Annotated in this window: 16 protein-coding genes; 10 read left to right on the top strand and 6 right to left on the bottom strand. The window is 52.7% G+C overall.

The features are described 5' to 3' along the window. The first annotated feature begins 32 nt into the window (after positions 1 to 32). Genes ACT2B1_RS17010 through ACT2B1_RS17000 form a run of 3 tightly spaced genes read left to right on the top strand, consistent with a single transcriptional unit; the run spans position 33 to position 2418 of the window. A complete protein-coding gene (locus tag ACT2B1_RS17010; protein WP_481669032.1) occupies positions 33 to 941 on the top strand; it encodes an ABC transporter permease subunit in 909 nt (302 codons plus the stop codon). Beyond that, positions 942 to 1784, top strand: a complete 843-nt coding sequence (locus ACT2B1_RS17005; protein WP_170352665.1) for an ABC transporter permease subunit — start codon at positions 942 to 944, stop codon at positions 1782 to 1784. A gap of 1 nt (position 1785) precedes the next feature. Beyond that, positions 1786 to 2418 (top strand): TetR/AcrR family transcriptional regulator, encoded by a 633-nt coding sequence (locus ACT2B1_RS17000; RefSeq protein ID WP_170352666.1) that lies wholly within the window; start codon positions 1786 to 1788, stop codon positions 2416 to 2418. A 21-nt stretch (positions 2419 to 2439) separates the two neighbouring features. Here the strand turns inward: ACT2B1_RS17000 and ACT2B1_RS16995 are convergent, their stop codons facing one another. Continuing rightward, entirely contained in the window at positions 2440 to 4899 is a 2460-nt protein-coding gene (locus ACT2B1_RS16995) for a GcvT family protein (protein ID WP_170704613.1), read from the bottom strand. 186 nt (positions 4900 to 5085) lie between these two features. Here ACT2B1_RS16995 and ACT2B1_RS16990 point away from each other — a divergent pair, with 186 nt between their 5' ends. After that, the gene (locus tag ACT2B1_RS16990) at positions 5086 to 5865 is read left to right on the top strand and encodes a class I SAM-dependent methyltransferase (RefSeq protein ID WP_481668242.1); all 780 of its coding nucleotides are present in this window, start codon (positions 5086 to 5088) and stop codon (positions 5863 to 5865) included. A gap of 33 nt (positions 5866 to 5898) precedes the next feature. Here ACT2B1_RS16990 and ACT2B1_RS16985 read toward each other — a convergent pair whose 3' ends face one another. Genes ACT2B1_RS16985 through ACT2B1_RS16970 form a run of 4 tightly spaced genes read right to left on the bottom strand, consistent with a single transcriptional unit; the run spans position 5899 to position 11630 of the window. After that, positions 5899 to 7278: an aminotransferase gene (locus ACT2B1_RS16985; protein ID WP_481668240.1), complete on the bottom strand. Its 1380-nt coding sequence runs from the start codon at positions 7276 to 7278 to the stop codon at positions 5899 to 5901. Positions 7279 to 7291: 13 nt separating this feature from the next. Then, positions 7292 to 8467, bottom strand: coding sequence for an aminomethyl transferase family protein (locus ACT2B1_RS16980; RefSeq protein WP_170704617.1), 1176 nt, complete (start codon positions 8465 to 8467; stop codon positions 7292 to 7294). Next, a complete protein-coding gene (locus tag ACT2B1_RS16975) occupies positions 8464 to 9996 on the bottom strand; it encodes a phytoene desaturase family protein (protein ID WP_481668239.1) in 1533 nt (510 codons plus the stop codon). Before ACT2B1_RS16975 ends, ACT2B1_RS16980 begins: the two co-directional genes overlap by 4 nt. Further along, entirely contained in the window at positions 9993 to 11630 is a 1638-nt protein-coding gene (locus tag ACT2B1_RS16970) for a phytoene desaturase family protein (protein ID WP_481668238.1), read from the bottom strand. Before ACT2B1_RS16970 ends, ACT2B1_RS16975 begins: the two co-directional genes overlap by 4 nt. Positions 11631 to 11769: 139 nt before the next feature. Between ACT2B1_RS16970 and ACT2B1_RS16965 the strand changes: the two genes are divergently transcribed. After that, the gene (locus ACT2B1_RS16965; RefSeq protein ID WP_481668237.1) at positions 11770 to 12408 is read left to right on the top strand and encodes a TetR family transcriptional regulator C-terminal domain-containing protein; all 639 of its coding nucleotides are present in this window, start codon (positions 11770 to 11772) and stop codon (positions 12406 to 12408) included. A gap of 27 nt (positions 12409 to 12435) precedes the next feature. Further along, positions 12436 to 13788, top strand: a complete 1353-nt coding sequence (locus tag ACT2B1_RS16960; RefSeq protein WP_481668236.1) for an MATE family efflux transporter — start codon at positions 12436 to 12438, stop codon at positions 13786 to 13788. 21 nt (positions 13789 to 13809) lie between these two features. On the opposite strand, the gene ACT2B1_RS16955 is transcribed toward ACT2B1_RS16960, so the two are convergent. Then, positions 13810 to 15102 carry an NAD(P)/FAD-dependent oxidoreductase gene (locus ACT2B1_RS16955; RefSeq protein ID WP_481668235.1) on the bottom strand — a complete coding sequence of 431 codons (1293 nt, stop codon included), beginning with the start codon at positions 15100 to 15102 and terminating at the stop codon, positions 13810 to 13812. 78 nt (positions 15103 to 15180) lie between these two features. Between ACT2B1_RS16955 and ACT2B1_RS16950 the strand changes: the two genes are divergently transcribed. The 4 genes from ACT2B1_RS16950 (at position 15181) to ACT2B1_RS16935 (ending at position 19002) form a co-directional block, all read left to right on the top strand. Next, positions 15181 to 15510 (top strand): DUF6614 family protein, encoded by a 330-nt coding sequence (locus ACT2B1_RS16950; RefSeq protein ID WP_481668234.1) that lies wholly within the window; start codon positions 15181 to 15183, stop codon positions 15508 to 15510. Positions 15511 to 15685: 175 nt separating this feature from the next. Further along, positions 15686 to 16354, top strand: coding sequence for a TetR family transcriptional regulator C-terminal domain-containing protein (locus ACT2B1_RS16945; protein ID WP_481668233.1), 669 nt, complete (start codon positions 15686 to 15688; stop codon positions 16352 to 16354). 75 nt (positions 16355 to 16429) lie between these two features. Further along, positions 16430 to 18487, top strand: coding sequence for an oxidoreductase (locus ACT2B1_RS16940; RefSeq protein WP_481668232.1), 2058 nt, complete (start codon positions 16430 to 16432; stop codon positions 18485 to 18487). A 62-nt stretch (positions 18488 to 18549) separates the two neighbouring features. Further along, complete coding sequence (locus tag ACT2B1_RS16935; protein ID WP_481668231.1) at positions 18550 to 19002, top strand: N-acetyltransferase family protein; 453 nt, start codon at positions 18550 to 18552, stop codon at positions 19000 to 19002. Positions 19003 to 19475 lie beyond the last annotated feature (473 nt).

Below are 19475 nucleotides of genomic sequence, written 5' to 3'. Positions count from 1 at the left end.
TGTCCGAACTGCCGCAGGTTGAACGACAACCCATGGTCCGTTTAGTTATGCGGCGTATCCAGAGCAGATGGCGTCAGATCATCACCGTCATACCGTTCTTCTGGTTGCTTGTTTTCTTTCTTGCACCGTTCTTCATTGTCGCAAAGATAAGCTTAGCTGAGCTGGCGATTGCGAGCCCGCCATTCACAAGTTTAATTGAGTGGACAGGCGACGGGATCATGACAATCCGCCTAGTCTTCGACAACTTTGTCTACATCTGGGAAGACAGCCTGTACTTTGACACTTACGTAAATTCACTCAAGATTTCAGTAACGTGTACGTTCTTGTGCCTCTTGTTTGGCTACCCTATTGCCTATGCAATTGTACGATCGGGGCCGGTCGCGAAGCCGCTCTTGTTGTTTGCGATCATTCTCCCGTTTTGGACGTCTTTCTTGTTGCGGGTCTATTCGTGGATGGGCCTGCTTGCGGATCAAGGCACAATCAACAACCTTCTGATAGCGCTGGGGGTGATCGATGAGCCGATCCGCATGCTTTACACGGAATTCGCCGTCTATATCGGGATCGTCTATACGTATATGCCGTTCATGATCCTGCCGCTGTACGCGAATATGGAGAAGCTGGACAACAGCCTGAACGAGGCGGCCGCCGACCTTGGTTCCAAACCAACGAACACTTTCTTCAAAATCACATTGCCTCTGACGATGCCTGGAATTGTCGCTGGTTCACTGCTGGTCTTTATCCCTGCGACCGGCGAATACGTTATCCCCGATCTGTTAGGTGGCGGCAACGTGCAGATGATTGGGCGGGTTCTCTACAATGAGTTCTCTAGAAACAGCGATTGGCCAGTGGCCGCCGCAGTTGCGATTGTTCTGCTGTTCATACTGGTGCTGCCAATCATGGTTTTCCAGCACTACCAAGGCAAAGCAGCGGAGGAGCAATAGATGTACGCCAAACGCTCCCGTTTCTTAACCATCATGCTGACCTTGGGGCTGGCATTCTTTTACATCCCAATGATCCTGTTGGTTATTTACTCATTCAACTACTCAAAGCTGGTACCGGTTTGGGGTGGATGGTCGTTGCGCTGGTACAAGGAGCTTTTTCAATCTGCCGAAGTCTGGAGTGCTGTTTCACTCAGTCTTCAGATTGCCGTTGTCAACGCTACTTTTGCCACGGCGCTTGGCACCTTGGCAGGTTTGGCTATGGTGCGCTTTGGACGGTTCAAGGGGCGGACCTTGTTCGGTGGCATGTTGGTCGCGCCCTTGGTTATGCCCGAGGTGATAACCGGATTGTCCTTGCTGGTTTTCTTCATCTCGCTGAACCAGCTGATCGGATGGCCTGCTGAGCGCGGTTTTGCGACGATTACGATCGCGCATATTACCTTTTCAATGGCCTATGTGGCGGTAACAATTCAGGCACGCTTAACCGGTGTGGGGCAAACACTGGAAGAAGCGGCCGCCGATCTTGGCGCAAAACCGTTCAAAGTTCTTACGGCTATAACGATCCCGCAGCTGACGCCGGCACTAATTTCGGGATGGTTGCTGGCATTCACGCTGTCTCTCGATGATTTGGTCATAGCAAGTTTTGTTACTGGCCCTGGCGCAAATACCTTGCCAATTTTGATCTTTTCACGCATTCGACTGGGCCTCAGGCCGGACATCAACGCGCTAGCAACCATCATGATTCTTGTGATTGCTATTTGCGTTGCTATCGCAGCAATAATTATGTTCCGACAACAGAGAGCGGATTTGCTGGACAGGCAAATGGCCGAACGAGAGGAGAGTTAAATTGGAGACGCATGAGCTTCAGAAAAAACGACGCACCGAACCTCCTGAAGTTCGTCGCTTGCAGTTGATCATGGCCGCCATAGACTCGATCTCGAAACGCGGGTTTTCTGACACGACGCTTAAACACGTGACAGAAACAGCCAATCTGTCCCATGGCGTCGTGAATTATCACTTCGACAGCAAGGAAGCTTTGTATGACGCCGCGCTTGGTTTCCTTGCACAAGAACACTATGAGAATTGGCTCAAATACTATGAAGCTGCGGAACCTACAGCCGCGCATAGGCTGGCTGCGATTATTCGAGCGGACTTTGACAAGAGTATTTGTACCCACAAGCGGTTGGCCGTCTGGTTTGCCTTCTGGGGGCAAGCGAAGTATCGGCCTAATTACTTGAAGATTCATAATAAATATGACAACGAAAGATATGATCGAATTTTGCACCTATGTGGTGAATTGATTGCCGACGGAGGCTACGACGATCTTGATCCAGAAAAAACAGCTCGGGCCGTAGAGGCGATGTCAGACGGGGCCTGGCTCAGTTTGATGTTGTATCCAAAGGTGGCTGATCGTCGGGAATTCAGGGATGTTTGCATGCTTTCGCTGTCGCGGTTCTTCCCAAAACACTTCCCGGTCTAAGGAAAGCAACGAACGGGGGCTTCAGCACTTTATCTTGTGCATGCACGGGTCATAAAGCGGTTTGAGCGAGGCGGTTGCATCGTGTTTCTCATCTGCGATTTCGATTTGCCAATTCCCCGTCGCGACTATGTCCGCGGTCAACGGTTCGTCAATCTCGGCAAAACCAATGCCGACAGCAGCGCCGAGCGTGTGCCCATATCCGCCAACTTGAATATACCCGACTTCCTTACCGTTTAGATAAATCATTTCGTTGCCGTACATGAGAGGCTCTGGGTCTTTTAGCAGGAACTGCAACATCCGGTTTTTGGGCGTGCCTTTCGCCTTGATCGCGGCGAGTGCTTCCCTACCGATGAAGCCACCGGGCTTGTCCAATTTGATGGCAAAACCAAGCCCGGCCTCAATTGGGTTGTCCGTGTTGTCCACGTCAATTCCGAAATCACGATAAGCCTTCTCTAGCCGTAGGGAGTTGAGAGTTTGCATTCCAGCATTGCGAACACCCAAATCTCGACCTGCTTCCATAATCAGATCGTAGGTCTGCACGGCCTGAGTGGCGGGTACGTGAAGCTCCCAGCCGAGTTCTCCAATAAACGTCACGCGATAAGCCATGACTACGGCATATCCGATGTCGATTTCACGCGCCGTCATGAAGGGAAAACCTTCGTCCGACAAATCGGCTCCGGAAATTTTGCACAGTAGTTCGCGCGACTTTGGGCCGTGAACGTTGATTTGGCAGCGCCCTGCGGTGATGTCCGTTATAACTACGTTCTCGTCGTCCAAGATGTGCCGTCGCATGCGCATCTCGGTATGACCCGCCGAGTTTTCTCCCACGATGACCCAGTATTTCTGATCGGATAGCCGGGTAACCGTAAGGTCAGCCTCAAACCCACCTCGTTCATTTACCCAGGCCGTGTAGACGACACGACCGGGTTCAATATCAACGTCATTGCAGGAAAGGCGAGACAGGAGGGCGCAGGCATCCGATCCTTCGACGCTGAAACACGCCATTGATGTCATGTCCATTACGATGACATCCTCGCGTGCTGCCCGGTGTTCTTCAGCGTGCCATTCAAACCAATTTTGGCGATACCAACTGTATTTCTCGACCTTGGCCTCTTCGGGCGTCGGAGCAAACCAATCAGGTTGTTCCCAACCATTTCCTTCGCCGAAAAAGGCTCCGGCCGCTTTGAGACGGTCATAGAGCATTGAACGCTTAACGTTCCTGGCCGTTTTGTAGTTCTCATTTTGGTAGTGCTGACCAAAGAGCTTTCCCAGCAACTCAGGTGTTCTGTCGCGTCGAAAGGCCGGTGTCGCCATTTCACGGGAAAAGCGATTGACGTTGATGCCGGTAACATCGATGGGCGGCAAGCCGTCCACCATCCAATGGGCCAAAACCATTCCCGTACCTGCGCCATTCAGGATGCCAAGTGAGTTCATCCCACATGCAACCCAGAGATTGCGCAGTTCAGGCGTCGGGCCAACAAGCGGTGCAAGATCAGGCGTAAAGCTCTCAGGACCGCAGAATAGTTTTTTGACGCCGTAGTTCATGGTGTCAGGCACGCGCGAATAGGCTTTCTCCAGGTCGGGCCCAACACGTTCCCAGTCTGGTTCAATCTCTCCGAATTGCCATTCATCCGGGATACTATCGAGCTTCCAAGCCGCAGCGCCGGGCTCAAAAAGCCCTAACATCATCCCGCCGACTTCTTCACGGTAATAAGTGAAGGTGGAAGGGTCTTCGAGAACGGGTAGATCGCGAGGTAGGCCCGGGATACTTTCCGTTATCAGGTAGTAGTGTTCAGCCGCCTGGAGCGGTAGATTTACACCGTGTTTTGCACCAAGTTGGCGAGACCACATGCCACCGCAGATCACAACGTTTTCGGCTGTTATGGTATGACCGTTCGCGGTGCGGACTCCTGTCGCGGTGCCGTTCCTGGCTAAAATCTCTTCAACCCGCACACCTTCGAAGAAACGTGCGCCTCTGTTTTTGGCTCCCTTGGTCAGAGACATTGTCACGTCCACCGGGTTGGCCCGACCATCCTCCGGAATGAGGAATGCTCCAACGACGTCTGATAGGTCCCCTATAGGGAACATATCCTGCGCTTCCTTCACTGAGACTTCGTGGTTGTTTATCCCAAAACGCCGCATGAAGGCGGCGACGCGGCGCATCTCATGCAGGCGTTCTTCATTGGTTGCAATCTGCAGATATCCAACGTCGCGGAAACCTGTGGATATACCGGTTTCCTTCTCTAGGTTCGCATAAAGGTCTCGACCGTGCGTGTAGATAGCGCACTCAGCTTCGGATTTAAGGAGGCCGGCTACGATCAGGCCGGCGGCATGCCAAGTGGTCCCTGATGTCAGTTGTCCCTGTTCCAGAACGACAACATCGGTATGGCCGAGCTTAGTCAAGTGATAGGCCGTGTTCGCGCCGATCGACCCCCCACCAATAATCACGGTTTGGGCATGCGTCGGTAGGGTGTCAGCCATTGCGAGAAAATCCTTTTAGGCGTTCTTCTCCCCGAATATCAGTCAAATTACTTGATGTCTACTGACTGAATGATCATTCAATTATAGCTGAATCTTTGACCTGCGATTTCGCGATAAAGCTTGTCTGAGATGACAGAAAAGGGTTCACTACAGTGACTGACTGACAATCAGATGCGGGGGAATCCTATGTCAGACGAAATCCTATATGACCAACAGGCAATCAGCTTTCTGGAGGAGCTTTGGGGGGAGGGATTTCTTTCACCGGGAGGCCCTGAAGAAGTTGCTCGTGTTGTTGAAGGGGTTGATCTGAAAGATAAGCATGTCCTTGATATAGGATGCGGATCTGGGGCGATCGCAGTGTTGATAGCAAGGGAGTTCAGCGCCGCTAGAGTTACGGGGATTGATGTGGAAGCCCCGGTTTGCGCGACTGCGAAAGAGCGAGTTAGGCAGGCGGATCTGGAGGGAAAGGTCGAAATCATACAGGTCGCTCCAGGTCCAATGCCATTTGAAGATGATACTTTTGACGTAGTGTTTTCGAAGGACTTGATCATCCACATCCCCGACAAGGTAGCGATGGCTGCGGAAGCTTATCGTGTGCTCAAACCAGGCGGTCATTTCGCTGCTTCTGACTGGCTGACCAATCATGATGGTGAGATGTCACCGGAAATGGCGCACTACGTAAAGATGGAAGCTTTGGAGTTTCAGATGGCGTCGCCCTCTAAGTACCGCGCTGCTATGGAGCTGGCTGGCTTTGAAGACGTAGAGTTAGTCAACCGCAACGATTGGTATGCTCAGGTATCAGCTGCTGAGCTGGAGGAATTGACCGGGCCAAACCGAGTCGACTGGGAAGCTCGTCATGGTGCGGAGTTTATTGAACATCAGATCGAGATCTGGGACGCTATGCAGCCAGTGTTGAAAACCGGAGAGCATTGCCCGCATCACATCCGTGGTCGGAAACCTGCCTGATCTGACTGGAACTTTGAATGGGCGCGATGACCGTTATGCGTCGTAGTCCTTGCTGACCTGTGCCATACCAGCTTCCATAATGTCGAACATTTCGTCTATCTGCGACGGAGTTATGATCAGAGGGGGCGAGAACACGGCCATGTTTCCAAATGGTCGCAAGAGGAGTCCCATCTCCTCGCACGCATCGTCCAGTTTCTGTCCAAACTTCACATGCGCTTCATAACTCTCGACGTTTAGTTCAGGGCGACATTCTATGCACCCGAGGAGCCCGTCACCGCGCACATCCCCAACTATGGGAAACTTTTCCTTTATTTGATTTAGGCGGTCCTGGAAATGCGGTGTGACGCGTTGAACGTGTCCTAGAATGTCCTCGCGTTCCATGATTTCAATATTTTTAATGGCAGCCGCGCAGCTCACAGGGTGCCCGGAGTATGTGTAGCCGTTGTAGAAAACATCGTCGCCCGGTGCGTCTGAAATGCGCTTCATTACTGCGTCCGAGATTACGCAGGCACCTAGCGGCAGATAGCCCGAGGTTAAACCTTTTGCGCAAGTGATAATGTCAGGGACGATGCCAAAGACCTCTTCTGAGGCGAACCAATGGCCCAGCCTGCCAAAGCCGGTTACGACTTCATCCGAAATGTACAGAATGTCGTTTGCCCTGCAAATTTCGAGCGTGCGCTTATGATAACCCGGAGGTGGAACGATCACGCCACCGGAACACAGGATCGGTTCAGCGATAAAGGCGGCAACACGGTCGGCACCTACCTCAGCAATTAGGCTCTCAAGGTCAGCAACTTTGGCGTCGCACCAGGCATCAACACTCATGCCTTCTGGCCGGTGGTAGGGATTCACGTCTGGAAGGAAACGCACCAGATCCTGAGCTTTCTCAAAGCTCGTTTCGAAACGTTCTTTCCCAGTGACAGTCGCGGCGAGAAAGGTAGATCCATGGTAGCCCTTCTCCCGGCTGATCACGATCCTCTTCTCCGGTCGGCCAAGCCGTTTGTTCATGAAAAGTGCGGTCCGCAGTGCGGTGTCAACGGCCGTAGACCCACCGGTCGTGAAGTGCACCGTGTTCAGATCGCCTGGTGTGCGTTCGGCGATCATTCGCGCCAAAACGGCCGCGGGTTCGGTCGTAAACGACCACGGCGACGCGTAGGGCATCTTCATAACCTGTTGAGAAATGGTATCGGCCATCTCTTGACGCCCATATCCGATCTGTGTGCACCACATTCCGCCAGGGCCATCAATATATCGCTTCCCGGCAGCATCCCAAAGGTAGATACCATCTGCTGTATTTACCCGCATGTACTCGTCGGACCCAAAGCCGTCGGTTCCGGCCCAAGGATGTAGGTGATGGTCGCGATCCCAAGCGACAAGGTCGCCGTCGGTTGGTGTATTACCTAGGGTGTTCACGTCTGCTTCTCCTTTAGGTACGAGCCGGTGGCGTAGCACGCGCGCGGGGCGGTGCGAAAAAGGCTTTGGTGACGGGTGTGAGGCGCGCCATCCTGGTGCGCCATTTGCCTTCTTGCAGAGTGTAAATCTCGGCCTTCAAGCCGGATGACCGACCAGCATCCGGCATACGGACATGGGCCAACGCAATGTTGCGCTTGGCGGTCGGCGACCATATTCCGGACGTTATGTGTCCAATTTCTTTTTTGCGCCGGTTGTAGATCAATGACCCTTCTGAGGGTTTGAAACCTTCAACATCGAAACGCATGAGGAGGCTTCTTGGAGCCTCTCGCTTGGACAGCAGCTCTCGCCGGCCATTGAAATGACCTTTGTTGAAGTCGACTAGCCGGCCCAGACCAAGTTCGAATGGTGTTTGGCCTCGGTGCAACCTTTCGGTAGCATGAACCGGTTGAAAATCCACACCTGCGGTCAGAAAACCGGCTTCGATGCGGGCCAAGTTTACAGCTTCGTATCCAATGGCGCGCAGTCCCTGATGTTCGCCACCTTTCCAAATTCTGTCCCATAGCGCTTCTGCCTTGCCCCAGTCGCACCAGAGCTCGTAGCCTAAATCCCCGGTAAAACCCGTCCGCGAGATCATGAGACTGTGGTCAATTTGGGCGAGATCGAATGGCTTCAGCTTGCTGACATCTAAACCAGCGGCTTCCAAAACTGCGTAAGAGGTCGGCCCTTGCAGCGAAAGTCCAGCAACACTGTGAGTTTCGTCGACGACTGAAACGTCAAAACCCCATGCAGCGTCGAGTAGCCATGTCAGCATTTGTTCCTGACAACAAAGGCGCCAATCGTTGTCGCCAAGGTGGAAAAGAGTCCCGTCATCGATGACCATGCCCTCTTCATCACACCAGACCGCGTACCCCACGCGACCAACGCTGATTTTTCGGACGTCCCGTGTAACTAGGCGATTGAGCATCGCTGTCGTGTCCGGCCCGGTCAATCGGTACTTGTGCATTGGTGAGATATCAAACAAAGAGGCCTGATTACGCAGCGCGAAGTACTCGAACTCGACACTGTCCAGCACACCCGGGGCAGCATAGCCGGCCCAATCGTACCAATTTTGTGCGCGATTTTGCTCTTCGAGTTTTTTGTGAAATGGCCCGGGTATCAAGCCGAGTTTTGGATCGGTAAAGATGCTCATGGCTGAGCCGCCAGCGCCGCCAGCGCCGCATTGCGACCAGCGAGCCCCATAATATCACCACCGGGGTGCGTTGCTGCACCGCATTGGAACAGCCCTTTTGGCCCCATGGAGTATCTGGACATCCCGTTCGCGGGCCGAAGTGTCAGGAGTTGATCCAAAGACATTTCTGCATGGTGCCAGTGCCCGCCGGGCGCCCCGGTTGCGCTTTCGATTTGATCCGGTGTTATGACCTGCTTACCTGCAATTTGATCACCCAAGCCGGGCAGGGCGCGGCTAAGAGTTTCAACTGTAATTTCCGCAAGCTGTTCCTTTGCCTTCTCAGTCCAGCCGCCTTCAAGGTCAGATGGCGCATATTGCACTATGGTTGACAGCCAGCTTGCTCCGTCGGTTGTCTGCATTTTGAAGGCTTCAATCACAGGTGCTTTGGACATTTGTCCATACTTGGCCGGGTTGAACGCAGCTTCGACGTAGTCCACAGAAGGAGCATAGATCAGACGTTCGTGTGCCAATTCGTCACTCAGGCTGGGCAGGGCGGAGCTATCTTTGAACCGTAGATTGACCTTAGCCGTTGTTCCACGCGCCCGTATATTTCGCACTCGCCGCATCGTTTCGATGTCAAATGCAGAGGGACCTGTCATTCGGCTTGTTAGTTTTGGGGCAAGGTTGCTGAGCACATTAGGTGCGGCAATGGTTCGTCCATCGGTGGTTTCCACTCCGGAGACGGCATCGTTGTCCAACAGAATGCGGGATACTTCAGTGTCCGGCATCAGCACGCAACCCGCCTTTTGTGCAGCATCTACCATCAAATCGGTCAGCGCAGACATTCCGCCTGCTGGTTGAGTGATGGTTCCTCCGTGACCTAGCCGATAGATCAAATTGAACACCGTGCCCGGAGATCTTGGACCGGTGGCTGTCCCCCAGATTGCATCAGCAGCAAGCATTCCAGCCACGGGTCCTTTCGACAGGTCATCTATGACAATGTCTTGGACATTGGATAAGACGATCTGCAGGAAACGCCGCATTTCAGATTTACCCAGCTTTTTCAGGCCTATTCCCAGTTTTGCCAAACGCAAAAACTCGTTGAGTCCACCCCTGGAAAGGATGGCCTTTTGACCCCCAGGAGGTGGAGCCTCGGCGAGTCGGCGCAAAAGGTCTCCATACGTAATTAACTGGCGTGTCAGATCGGACCAGGCATCTGATTCCGGATGTTTCGTCCCGTCGCTCCAATACACGCCGTCGTTCTTGAAGACGATGTGCCGCCCATCCTCAGACAGAGAGACTGTGGAGACGGGTTTGCCGGACAGGACAGGGTGTTGAGTATCTATGCCGATATCACCCAAGGCTCGCGAGCTCAGGTTGTAAAGCGAGTGGGCGAGAGTTGGGCCGCCGTCCACAGAATATGACGCCATGCCGCCGAACCTGTCGGATTTCTCGATGATACAGACATTCTTGCCGCGTCTACCAAGTAATGTTCCGGCAATCAGGCCGTTTACACCGCCGCCAATGACAATCGCATCAAATTGGCTCATGCGGCATACCCCTTCATTCGGCCATGTCGTGTTTCTTTCTTGAGAATAGCGCGGGCAGCGTTTGCACCTGGGGCTCCCATAACCCCACCGCCGGGATGGGCGGACGACCCGCACAAATAAAGCCCCTTGATAGGTAAATTGTACTGCGACCAACCCGGGACGGGCCGATTGAAGAAAAGCTGATCAAAAGTTAGTTCGCCTTGGAAAATGTTGCCCTCTGTCAGACCGACCTCGCGCTCAATTTCCAATGGTGAACGAACTTCCATATGAACAACGCGCTCGCGAATGTCGGGACACGCCACAGACATCTGGTCGAGTACAGTTTCTGCCATCGCGTTACGCTGCTTTTCGTCCCAATTCTCGGCCGATCTAACTCCGTCGACTTCTAGATCATAAGGCGCATATTGGACGAAAACCGTCATCATGTGGGCACCTGTCGGCGCCATAGTCGGATCAATCTGGCTAGGGATGAGCATGTCGATATAAGGCTTTTCCGACCAGCGCCCGACTTTCCAATCATCATAGGCCTTTTCAAGTTCAACGAGGTTCTGCGACACATGCAAGTCGCCCCTGAGAAAGCTGGTGTGCTCGGGTGCTGCAGGGAAATTTGGAAAGCGGTCAAGCGCAATATTGAGCTTTGCCGAAGACCCCCGAATTTTGAAGTTCCGCACCGCCTTGGTGAAGTCATCCGGTAACTCGGCCGCGTCAAAATGGTGCAGAACAGTGCGTTTGATATCCATATTGGAGGCAACGACAGAGGCATAGAAAACCTTTCCGTCCTCGAGAGCTACGCCTTCAACGCGTCCATCTTTGCTGAGGATTTTCTCAACCCCTGAACCTGTGTAAATCGTACCTCCGTGCTCTTTGAATGAAGCAGCAATCGCATTCGAAATCGCGCCCATCCCGCCGCGCGCGAAACCCCAAGCACCGATGCCGCCATCAATGTCTCCCATGTAGTGATGAAGAAGTACGTAGGCCGTCCCGGGCGAGTACACTCCGAGGCCGGTTCCGATAATACCTGAACCTGCCAAATGGGCCTTAATCAGGTCGTTTTCGAAGTGTTCATCCAGGAAGTCACCAATGGACATTGTCCAGAATTTCAGCGTTTCACCAAGCTCTCGATTACCCAGCCCATATGCTTTTTTTACGAGGTATGCCAGTTCGCCAAGATCGCGCGGATGGAGAGAAGCGGGGTCCGGTGCGTCCCGAAGTAGAAACGGACGGATAAAACGGCATTGCCGCATAATGGCTTGCGAATAGCGACGATAGGCGTCGGCATCATTTTCAGAATGACGTGCCATCTCACGCTTCAGAGCGTTGTGGTCGGAATAGTAGGCGAAGTAATCCCCATCGCGCGTGAAGCTCGCGCCGCCTTCATACGGAATAACCTGAAGACCGTATTTTGGTAGCTCGAGGTCCCTAGCAATCTCGCGCCGCAGGAGGGAACAAACGTATGAGCAGTTCGAGTATGTCCAACCCTCGTGTAACGACCGGCTGACTGCCGCGCCACCGATCCAGTCGTTCTTTTCGACCACCAAAACACGCATGCCAGCGCGCGCCAAATAGGCGGCGGCGGTTAATCCATTGTGACCAGCGCCAGCCACAATCACATCGTATCTGTTATCAACCGTCAAATTGTTCCATCCCTTTCTCTTCCGTTTACAGATCGGGTGCGCGTTCGTAAAGTTTATTTGAGCGCTCAAATAAATTTCAAGCTATTGACGCATCTTTTTTGCGCGCTGTAGATGGCTGCATTCGTAGGAGGAGCGACAATTGGTCGAAGCTGAGTGGAAACGTCCTCGCAAAGAGCGGAAGGAGAACGCTGATCGTCGTCGCCGGCAGCTGCTGGACGCGGCTTGCCGCTCTATATTGACCCATGGACTAGCAAAAACGACGCTTGCAACGGTCGCGTCTGAGGCTGGGCTTTCTCAGGGTGTCGCGGCGTTTTACTTCAAGTCAAAACTAGGTCTTCTGACAGAAACTTTGCGCGACCTTTACCAGCGTTACGAAAAGCACTGGACAGCTTCTTTAGAGCTAGCAGGGGACAAGCCGGCCGAAAAGATAAGGGCTTTGATAAAAGCTGACTTCCACCCGGATGCCTGTGGTCCCGATGTCTTGCCCCTTTGGTATGCATTTTGGGGCGAGCTTCGATTTCAACTGCAGTATGACGAAGTTGCCGAGCATTTTGAGACACGTCGAAGAGAGACTTTGAGATTGATCTGGAATGAACTGCTCTCAGCAGACGACGCTATTTCAGCAGATCAAATGGCTGAATGGATGGAGACATTGACGGATGGCTATTGGCAACGATTGCATCTCGCTCCGGAAGGCCTGAGCCGAAAGCAGGCGGAGCAAGCTGCCTGGGGATGCCTTGTTCGATTGGTTCCAGAATTACTTGGAGATACGGCTTAGTCAATTTCGACTGAAAGGCCCCACAATATGACGCGAGGGCGGATATCGCAGCGGCCTCGGCCATCCTGGGGCGCCATTATAAAAGAGGCGCGTTACCTTGCGCGGCTTGCTCTCCCGATCGTCATTTCTCTTGCTGCTGCTGCTTTGATTGGTGTCGTTGACACAGTGATGGTGGCCCCGTTGGGAACGCTTCCTTTGGCGGCGGTCTCAATCACGGCCTCGGTGCTGATTATTTTCTATTCAGCGCTCTACGGCTTTGTGTCCGCAATTGGGGTGCGCATGGCAGAAGCTTTTGGGAAAACGAGTGACCAAGGGCTGGCAGCAGCGACAAGCGCCGGGATTATTGTTGCCCTGGTCGTGGGGTCAGTTGGCGCTGTTGCAATGATCTTCCTTAAGCCTGCTCTTTCTTGGATTGGGCAGCCGCCTGAAGTGGTCAGTCTAATAGGTGGGTACTGGATCGCGATGAGCCTACTTTTGGTGCCCTTTACGGTTTTCTATACTCTGAAGGCTCTTTTTGACGCCATGGACCGTCCGTGGATTGGAGTTGGTCTTGCGTTTCTTGCGGTCGGTTTCAACATCCCTTCAAACTATGTTTTGATCCATGGAGTTGGTGGCTGGCCGGGTCTGGGTCTCCTCGGCGCCGGGATGGCAAGTCTGTTGTCTCAGATAGTGCCGTTGATCATGGCTCTCGTGATTTTGCGAGTGTGGAAAAGAAAGAGAGGTTTCTTGAGGGCCAAGATTTTCGACTGGTCCGAGGTCAAAGCGCAGATCAAAGAAGGCTTCATTATATCCGTTGGTTATTTGGGGGAGGGGGCCGCTTACGCAGTTGCCGGCCTTATGCTTGGTTGGTTCAGCGCCGCCGCGCTCGCCGCGCATCAAATCGTTTCCGCGGTCAGTGACGTCATTTACATGGTGCCGTTAGGCGTTTCGATTGCGATTTCGATACGCGTAGCTCAGGCAATTGGTGCCGATGAAAGAGAAAGGTTAAAGCCGATTGTGTTGGCTTCGTTGTTGGTGGTAGTTGGTTGGATGGCCGTTGTCGTGACTGGTATTTTGTTTGGCCGTGCCCCTTTGGCAAACAGCCTGTCAGATGACCCAGAGGTCGTTTCTCTCGCGATATCGATGTTCCTTGTGATTGCGGCAATGCAAATTGCAGATGGTTTGCAAGGAACGATGCTAGGCGCTTTCCGGGGCATGATGGACAATCACGTTCCTGTTGCTATTACCCTGATTGCCTATTGGGTTTTTGCATTGCCGCTTGGATATGCGCTGGGCTTTTGGCTTGGGTTCGGCCCCAATGGAGTTTGGATTGGGTACGGCTCAGGTCTCTCTTTGGCCGCTATCGCGTTGACCTTTCGCTTCTTCTCCAAAAACCGGTAGTCGGCGCTGTTTGCCAGCTCACTAAAGGCCCAACTTGTCTAAGAGTTTAAGGCGTAGGATTTCTGCTTCGACAAGAGTTTCTTTCGCGAATGAGAAGGGCAGTGGTTTGAGGAGGGTAACCGGAAATTCCAGTTCGTCCGCTTTGGTTCCTGTTGCCCATTTGGCGAGGACACGCCCCATTGCCGTGGCAATGGCTACGCCACGCCCATTGTATCCCAGACCTGTCATAACCCCAGGAGTGATCTCATGCAGGTGTGGATAATGATCTTTTGTCAAAGCGACAAAGCCACCCCATTCGTATTCCCACTGAACTCTGGACAATTGGGGGAAAAGTTCGACAGAAATGCGTTTCAACCGCTCAATTTGTTTGAGAGTGGACTTGTCGTTGTAGGTGCCGCGACCTCCCATCAGAAAGCGACCGTCGGCATCTTGCCTGAAATAGAGAAGTAGGCGTCGTGCGTCTGACAAAGCGTTGCCTTCTGGCAGAATTGACTGGCGGACATTGTCGGACAGGGGCGACGTGGCTACCTGAACTGAGCGAACGGGTAAAACTGATTTAGCCAACCGCGGATGCAGATCTCCAGAATAGGCGTTCGTGCAGATCAGCACTTTTTCTGAGATGACAGCTCCTTTGGGAGTTTCGACGCGAAAGCGGCCGGCTTCGGATTTAATCTGATTGGCAGGCGTTTCGCCGAAGATTTGCACGCCATTGCGGCGACCTGCTTCAGCCAGTCCAAGTGCATAATTCAGCGGGTGCAAAACACCACTGCGGCGATCCAGAACGCCACCAAGGTAGACTTCGGTCCCGGTGAGACGTTTCATTTCGCTTTGATCAAGCGGTCTCATGCCTCCGCCGTGGTTGTCCCAATCCTCGGCTAGCTTGTATAATTCCCTGAGCGTTTTGTGAGTATGAGCGGCGCGCAGCCAGCCAGGGCGCTTTGCATCGCACTCAATGCCGTGCTGGTCCACTAAGTCAAACACAAGGTCTCCAGCGTCACCGGCCATTTGGATCATTCTGGTTCCCCAGAATTCTCCGAACTTTGCTTTGATGCCCGTCGGCCCGTCTTTTAGGCCCACGTTGATTTGTCCGCCATTGCGTCCTGACGCTCCCCATCCTGGATGCTGCGCGTCGACTAGAATAACGTTGACGCCTTGCTCGGCTAAATGAATCGCTGCTGAAAGCCCGGTGAACCCCGCGCCAACCACAGTTACGTCCGATTTCTGTTCGCCAACGAGTTGGGGGTACTCGGTCGGATAAGTTGCAGTTGCTGACCAAAGACTGTTTGCGATGACGGGGTTTTCGTTGCGGATCATCTATGGGCCTCGCGCTTGCCTTGCGGGGGGAATTGCATAAGTTTGGCTGACGATATCTTGCCGGAAAGTTTGTGACGAATGCCAAGACTGTTGAACCAATTTGACTTGAAGCCAACTGTCGAACTCGACGCCTTCGAGCAAGCTTGGAACGCGTTTGTGGAACATTTGGTCACGACAGGTCTAGCCATGAACGGGACGCCTTTGTGTAAACGCAAACCCACAAGTGGCTACGATACCGACAAGCAGCGTGATCATTCGCTTATGGCAGTTATCGAGTTTAGGGATCAATTGCAGGCCGATGCAGCGTGGGTGGCCATTGAGGATCGCATTGAGCCTCTGGGGGCTTTGCATCGCAGGGTTATTTCTATGGTACACGACCCGCTTTTCACGTTTTGGTCGGAACTTTAGTTCGACGGTTGCGAACATGGGGATTGTTTTCACATCATTTTCTCTCCATTGATTGAATGATCATTCAATCAATGACATATATCCTTTAGATGTCAAACCCTCACTCGCTGGATGGGAATGGCTGTTGGGGGACGGCAAGACCGATGAATTGCTTTAGTAGATGGGATGCATTCGGGTGAGACAATCGCCAATCAAAAAAACACACCGTGAGGGCCGACGACGTACCGAATCCAAAGAGGTGAGGCGTCAGCAACTCATCGACGCTACAATCGACTCGATTGCTCAGAACGGAATTGGCGGAACGACCATGTCCACCGTGACCGAGATTGCAGGCTTGTCGCTCGGCATCGTCAACTTCCACTTCAAAAGCAAACAAAAATTGCTGGAAGAAACGCTGCTGTTTCTCGCCAACGAACACCACGAACAGTGGTTGGTAGCCTTCGATAATGCAGGCTTGTCAGCGCCAGAAAAACTGTTGGCGATCGTCGATGCGCATTTTCATCCCCAAATTTGCACTCCAAAGAAGCTGGCCGTTTGGTTTGCTTTTTTTGGAGAGGCAGGGCGGCGCAAAATCTACCGCAATCTTATCAATGACATAGACCAAGAACGGTACAATATCGCGCTGCGCCTGTGTTCCGAAATTTCTGAGGACGGTGGATACGACGAGATCCCGCCAATGCAAGTCGCCAATATTCTGGAGGCTCTTTACGACGGCATCTGGTTGGAGCTTTTGACTTATCCCGAGAATTTTCAACGTTCTGTTGCCCAGGATCACATCGCCGCCTTCCTTTCCAAGGTCTACCCGGATCACTTTCGAATGCCCGCGTTCATCACCGGTGATTGAAACAGAACGGCTCTCAAACCGGAAACTTCAGAAAAAATAAGCCAGCGCATGACGCAGCTAACAAAGGGTAAAAATATGGTTAGGGACTCTCGTTACGACATCCTTTTCGAACCAGTCCAAATCGGGCCAGTTACTGCGCCAAACCGGTTCTATCAGGTGCCGCACTGTACTGGAATGGGTTGGCAATACCCGCGTACACTTGCCGCGATGCGCAGAGTGAAAGCACAAGGCGGATGGGGCGTTATATGCACGGAATACAACTCTATCCATCCTTCTTCTGACGACCTACCTCACCCTTATGCGTCGCTTTGGGATGAAAGTGATGTTCGGGCGCACGCACTCATGACGAACGCGGTGCACGAATACGGCAGCCTTGCAGGGGCTGAGCTTTGGTACGGAGGCGCCAACTCGAATAACTTGTTTTCCCGCTTGCCGAGCATGGATGTCGACAGTCGCCCAAATACGAAAGGGCACCCTTTTCAGACACGCGCAATGGACAAGCAGGACATTCGGGATTTACGCCGCTGGCATAGAAAGGCGGCTTTGAGAGCGCGAGATGCGGGCTTTGACGTTGTCTATGTTTACGCAACGCACGGATACCTGATCTCGAATTTTTTGCACCCGCGAGTGAACACGCGCAGTGATGAATATGGTGGCAGCTTAGAAAACAGGGTGCGACTTACTCGGGAGTTGATTCAGGAAACCAAAGACGCCGTTGGCGACCGGTGCGCTGTGGCAGTTCGGTTCTCGGCAGACGAAGAGATCGGCGAGGATGGCCAGCCAATCTATGGTGAACGTCGAGAGATGTTTGAGATGCTCTCTGACCTGCCGGATTTGTGGGATATCAACATCGCAGATTACTCTGTCGAGATGGGTGTGTCCCGATTTACTAAAGAAGCCGCACTTGAACCATATATGCATTGGGTCAAATCGGTGACGAATAAGCCCGTCGTGACCGTTGGTCGCTTCACGTCACCGGATACCATGGTCTCGCAAGTCAGGCGGGGCATAACCGATTTCATAGGGGCTGCGCGCCCGTCGATTGCTGATCCATACCTTCCCAAAAAGATTGAGGAAGGGCGCTTGTCCGCGATCCGCGAGTGTATCGGATGCAATGTTTGTTACGCCAGTGACTCGATAGGGGTACCTATTCGATGCACTCAGAACCCAACAATGGGGGAGGAGTGGCGCAAAGGATGGCACCCTGAAATCATTCGTGAGAAACCCTCAGATGCACGCGTTCTGATTGTAGGGGCAGGCGCTGCTGGACTGGAAGCAGCACGGGCACTTGGCGTGCGTGGGTATGATGTTCAATTGGCAGAAGCTACTCGTGAGTTGGGTGGCAGGGTCTCTCGCGAAGCGGCTCTGCCTGGAATGAGCGAGTACATTCGCGTCAAAGATTATCGCGAGCAGCAATTGATCGAGATGCCCAACGTTGAAATCTACCGTGAAAGCCCGCTGACAGTTGACGATATCTTGGCTGTTGATGCTGACCACGTTGCGATCGCAACCGGCGCGACCTGGCGGAAGGAGTATTTTGACGAAGAACGTTTTGTCCCGGTCGCAGAAGGAGCCGTCCTAAGTCGCGTTTTCACCCCCGATGACATCATGGATGGAAAGCTTCCCGATGGACCGACGCTCGTTTTCGATGGGGACGGCTACTACATGGCCAGCGTTATCGCTGAGAAAATACGGGCTCAGGGAAATGCCGTAACGCTGGTTACACCATCTGACAGTGTTTCTGACTGGGCCGGAAAAACGTCCGAACGTTGGCGCATCCGAACGCATCTGCTTCGATTGGGGGTTGAGGTCCTGCCGTCAAAGTCGCTCAAGCATTTCGATGGCGAAATCGCAGAGTTGGAGTGCACCTATGGTGGGCCAAGTGTGACCGTTCCGGTTGCCAATATTGTTATGGTTACTGCTCGGAAGCCAAATGATGGCCTCTACAGCGGATTGCTAGGCCGGATGAGTTTTGAGGACTTGAAGTTTAGCCTTCGTCGTATTGGTGATTGTGACGCTCCGGCGATAATTGCGGCAGCGGTTTATTCAGGCCATCGATACGCCCAGGAGTTGGGCGAGGCGGTGGATAAGGACATTCCACTTTTACATGACCGAGTGGATGTCGGGCATTAGCTCATTTGACTGTATTACGCGATCTCGATTGAACGCATAAAAAAAACAAGGAGAAACCATCAATGCCAGAAGGCTTAACTATCCGTCCGCTCGAATTGCGAGACAACGGACAGTGGCGCCGACTGTGGACAGCATACTTGGATTTCTACGAGACCTCTGTCCCAGAAGAAGTCTATGAGGTTTCCTTCAATAGACTGTTGTCAACGGATGCAGGCGAATACAATTGTCTGATCGCTGAGTTGGACGGAAAACCGGTTGGATTAGCGCACTATCTCTACCATAGGTTCATGTGGTCGGTGGAGGATACGTGTTATCTTATGGATCTTTTCACTGATCCAAAGGTCAGGGGAAAAGGCGTTGGTCGAGCTCTGATCAACTCTGTCTTCCAGATCGCCAAGCAGGACGGTGTTCCAACCACCTACTGGACAACTCAAGATTTCAACTACGCAGGTCGAGTTCTGTACGACAAGGTGGCTAAAAAAACGCCATTTATTGTCTATGAAAAAGACGAATAACTTGTGCCGTCTTGCCGAAAAAAACATCTTGTTGCGGGGAGGGGTTTAGTAGCCTTCTTCCATGCAAAATCGATCCTAGAAAAATAATTCAAAACCAGCCGTGGGGCTACTTGATTGGCGGTGATGCTGTATGTTCAGTTCCCATTGTCGCCCCGAGTAGTGAAGATTTTTTGCACGTTGAAGGATCGACGTAAGCAAGGAAATCGTCCTGTATTGGCGGCACCACTGCGACGCCATGCTCGCGTCAGAGGTTCGAACAAATACTGTTCGATAATTGCGGATGTCTTGTCAGTAGTATTTGGTCTAACGCGGAGTTCGATGGCCTGCTTGCAACACGACATTGTCGGTTGCTACGGCTGTTGAAGCCCTGTCTCGCGCGTGCTGTATTGGAAAACGGTCGATGGGTAGAGATGGATGCTTTGTTTTTTGATTTCCAGTAGCCGCAAGCCGGCGAAAACCGAACGAACCGACCC

The sequence above is a fragment of the Ruegeria sp. S263 genome (assembly GCF_056780525.1).
This window is presented reverse-complemented; position numbering and strand designations above follow the sequence as displayed.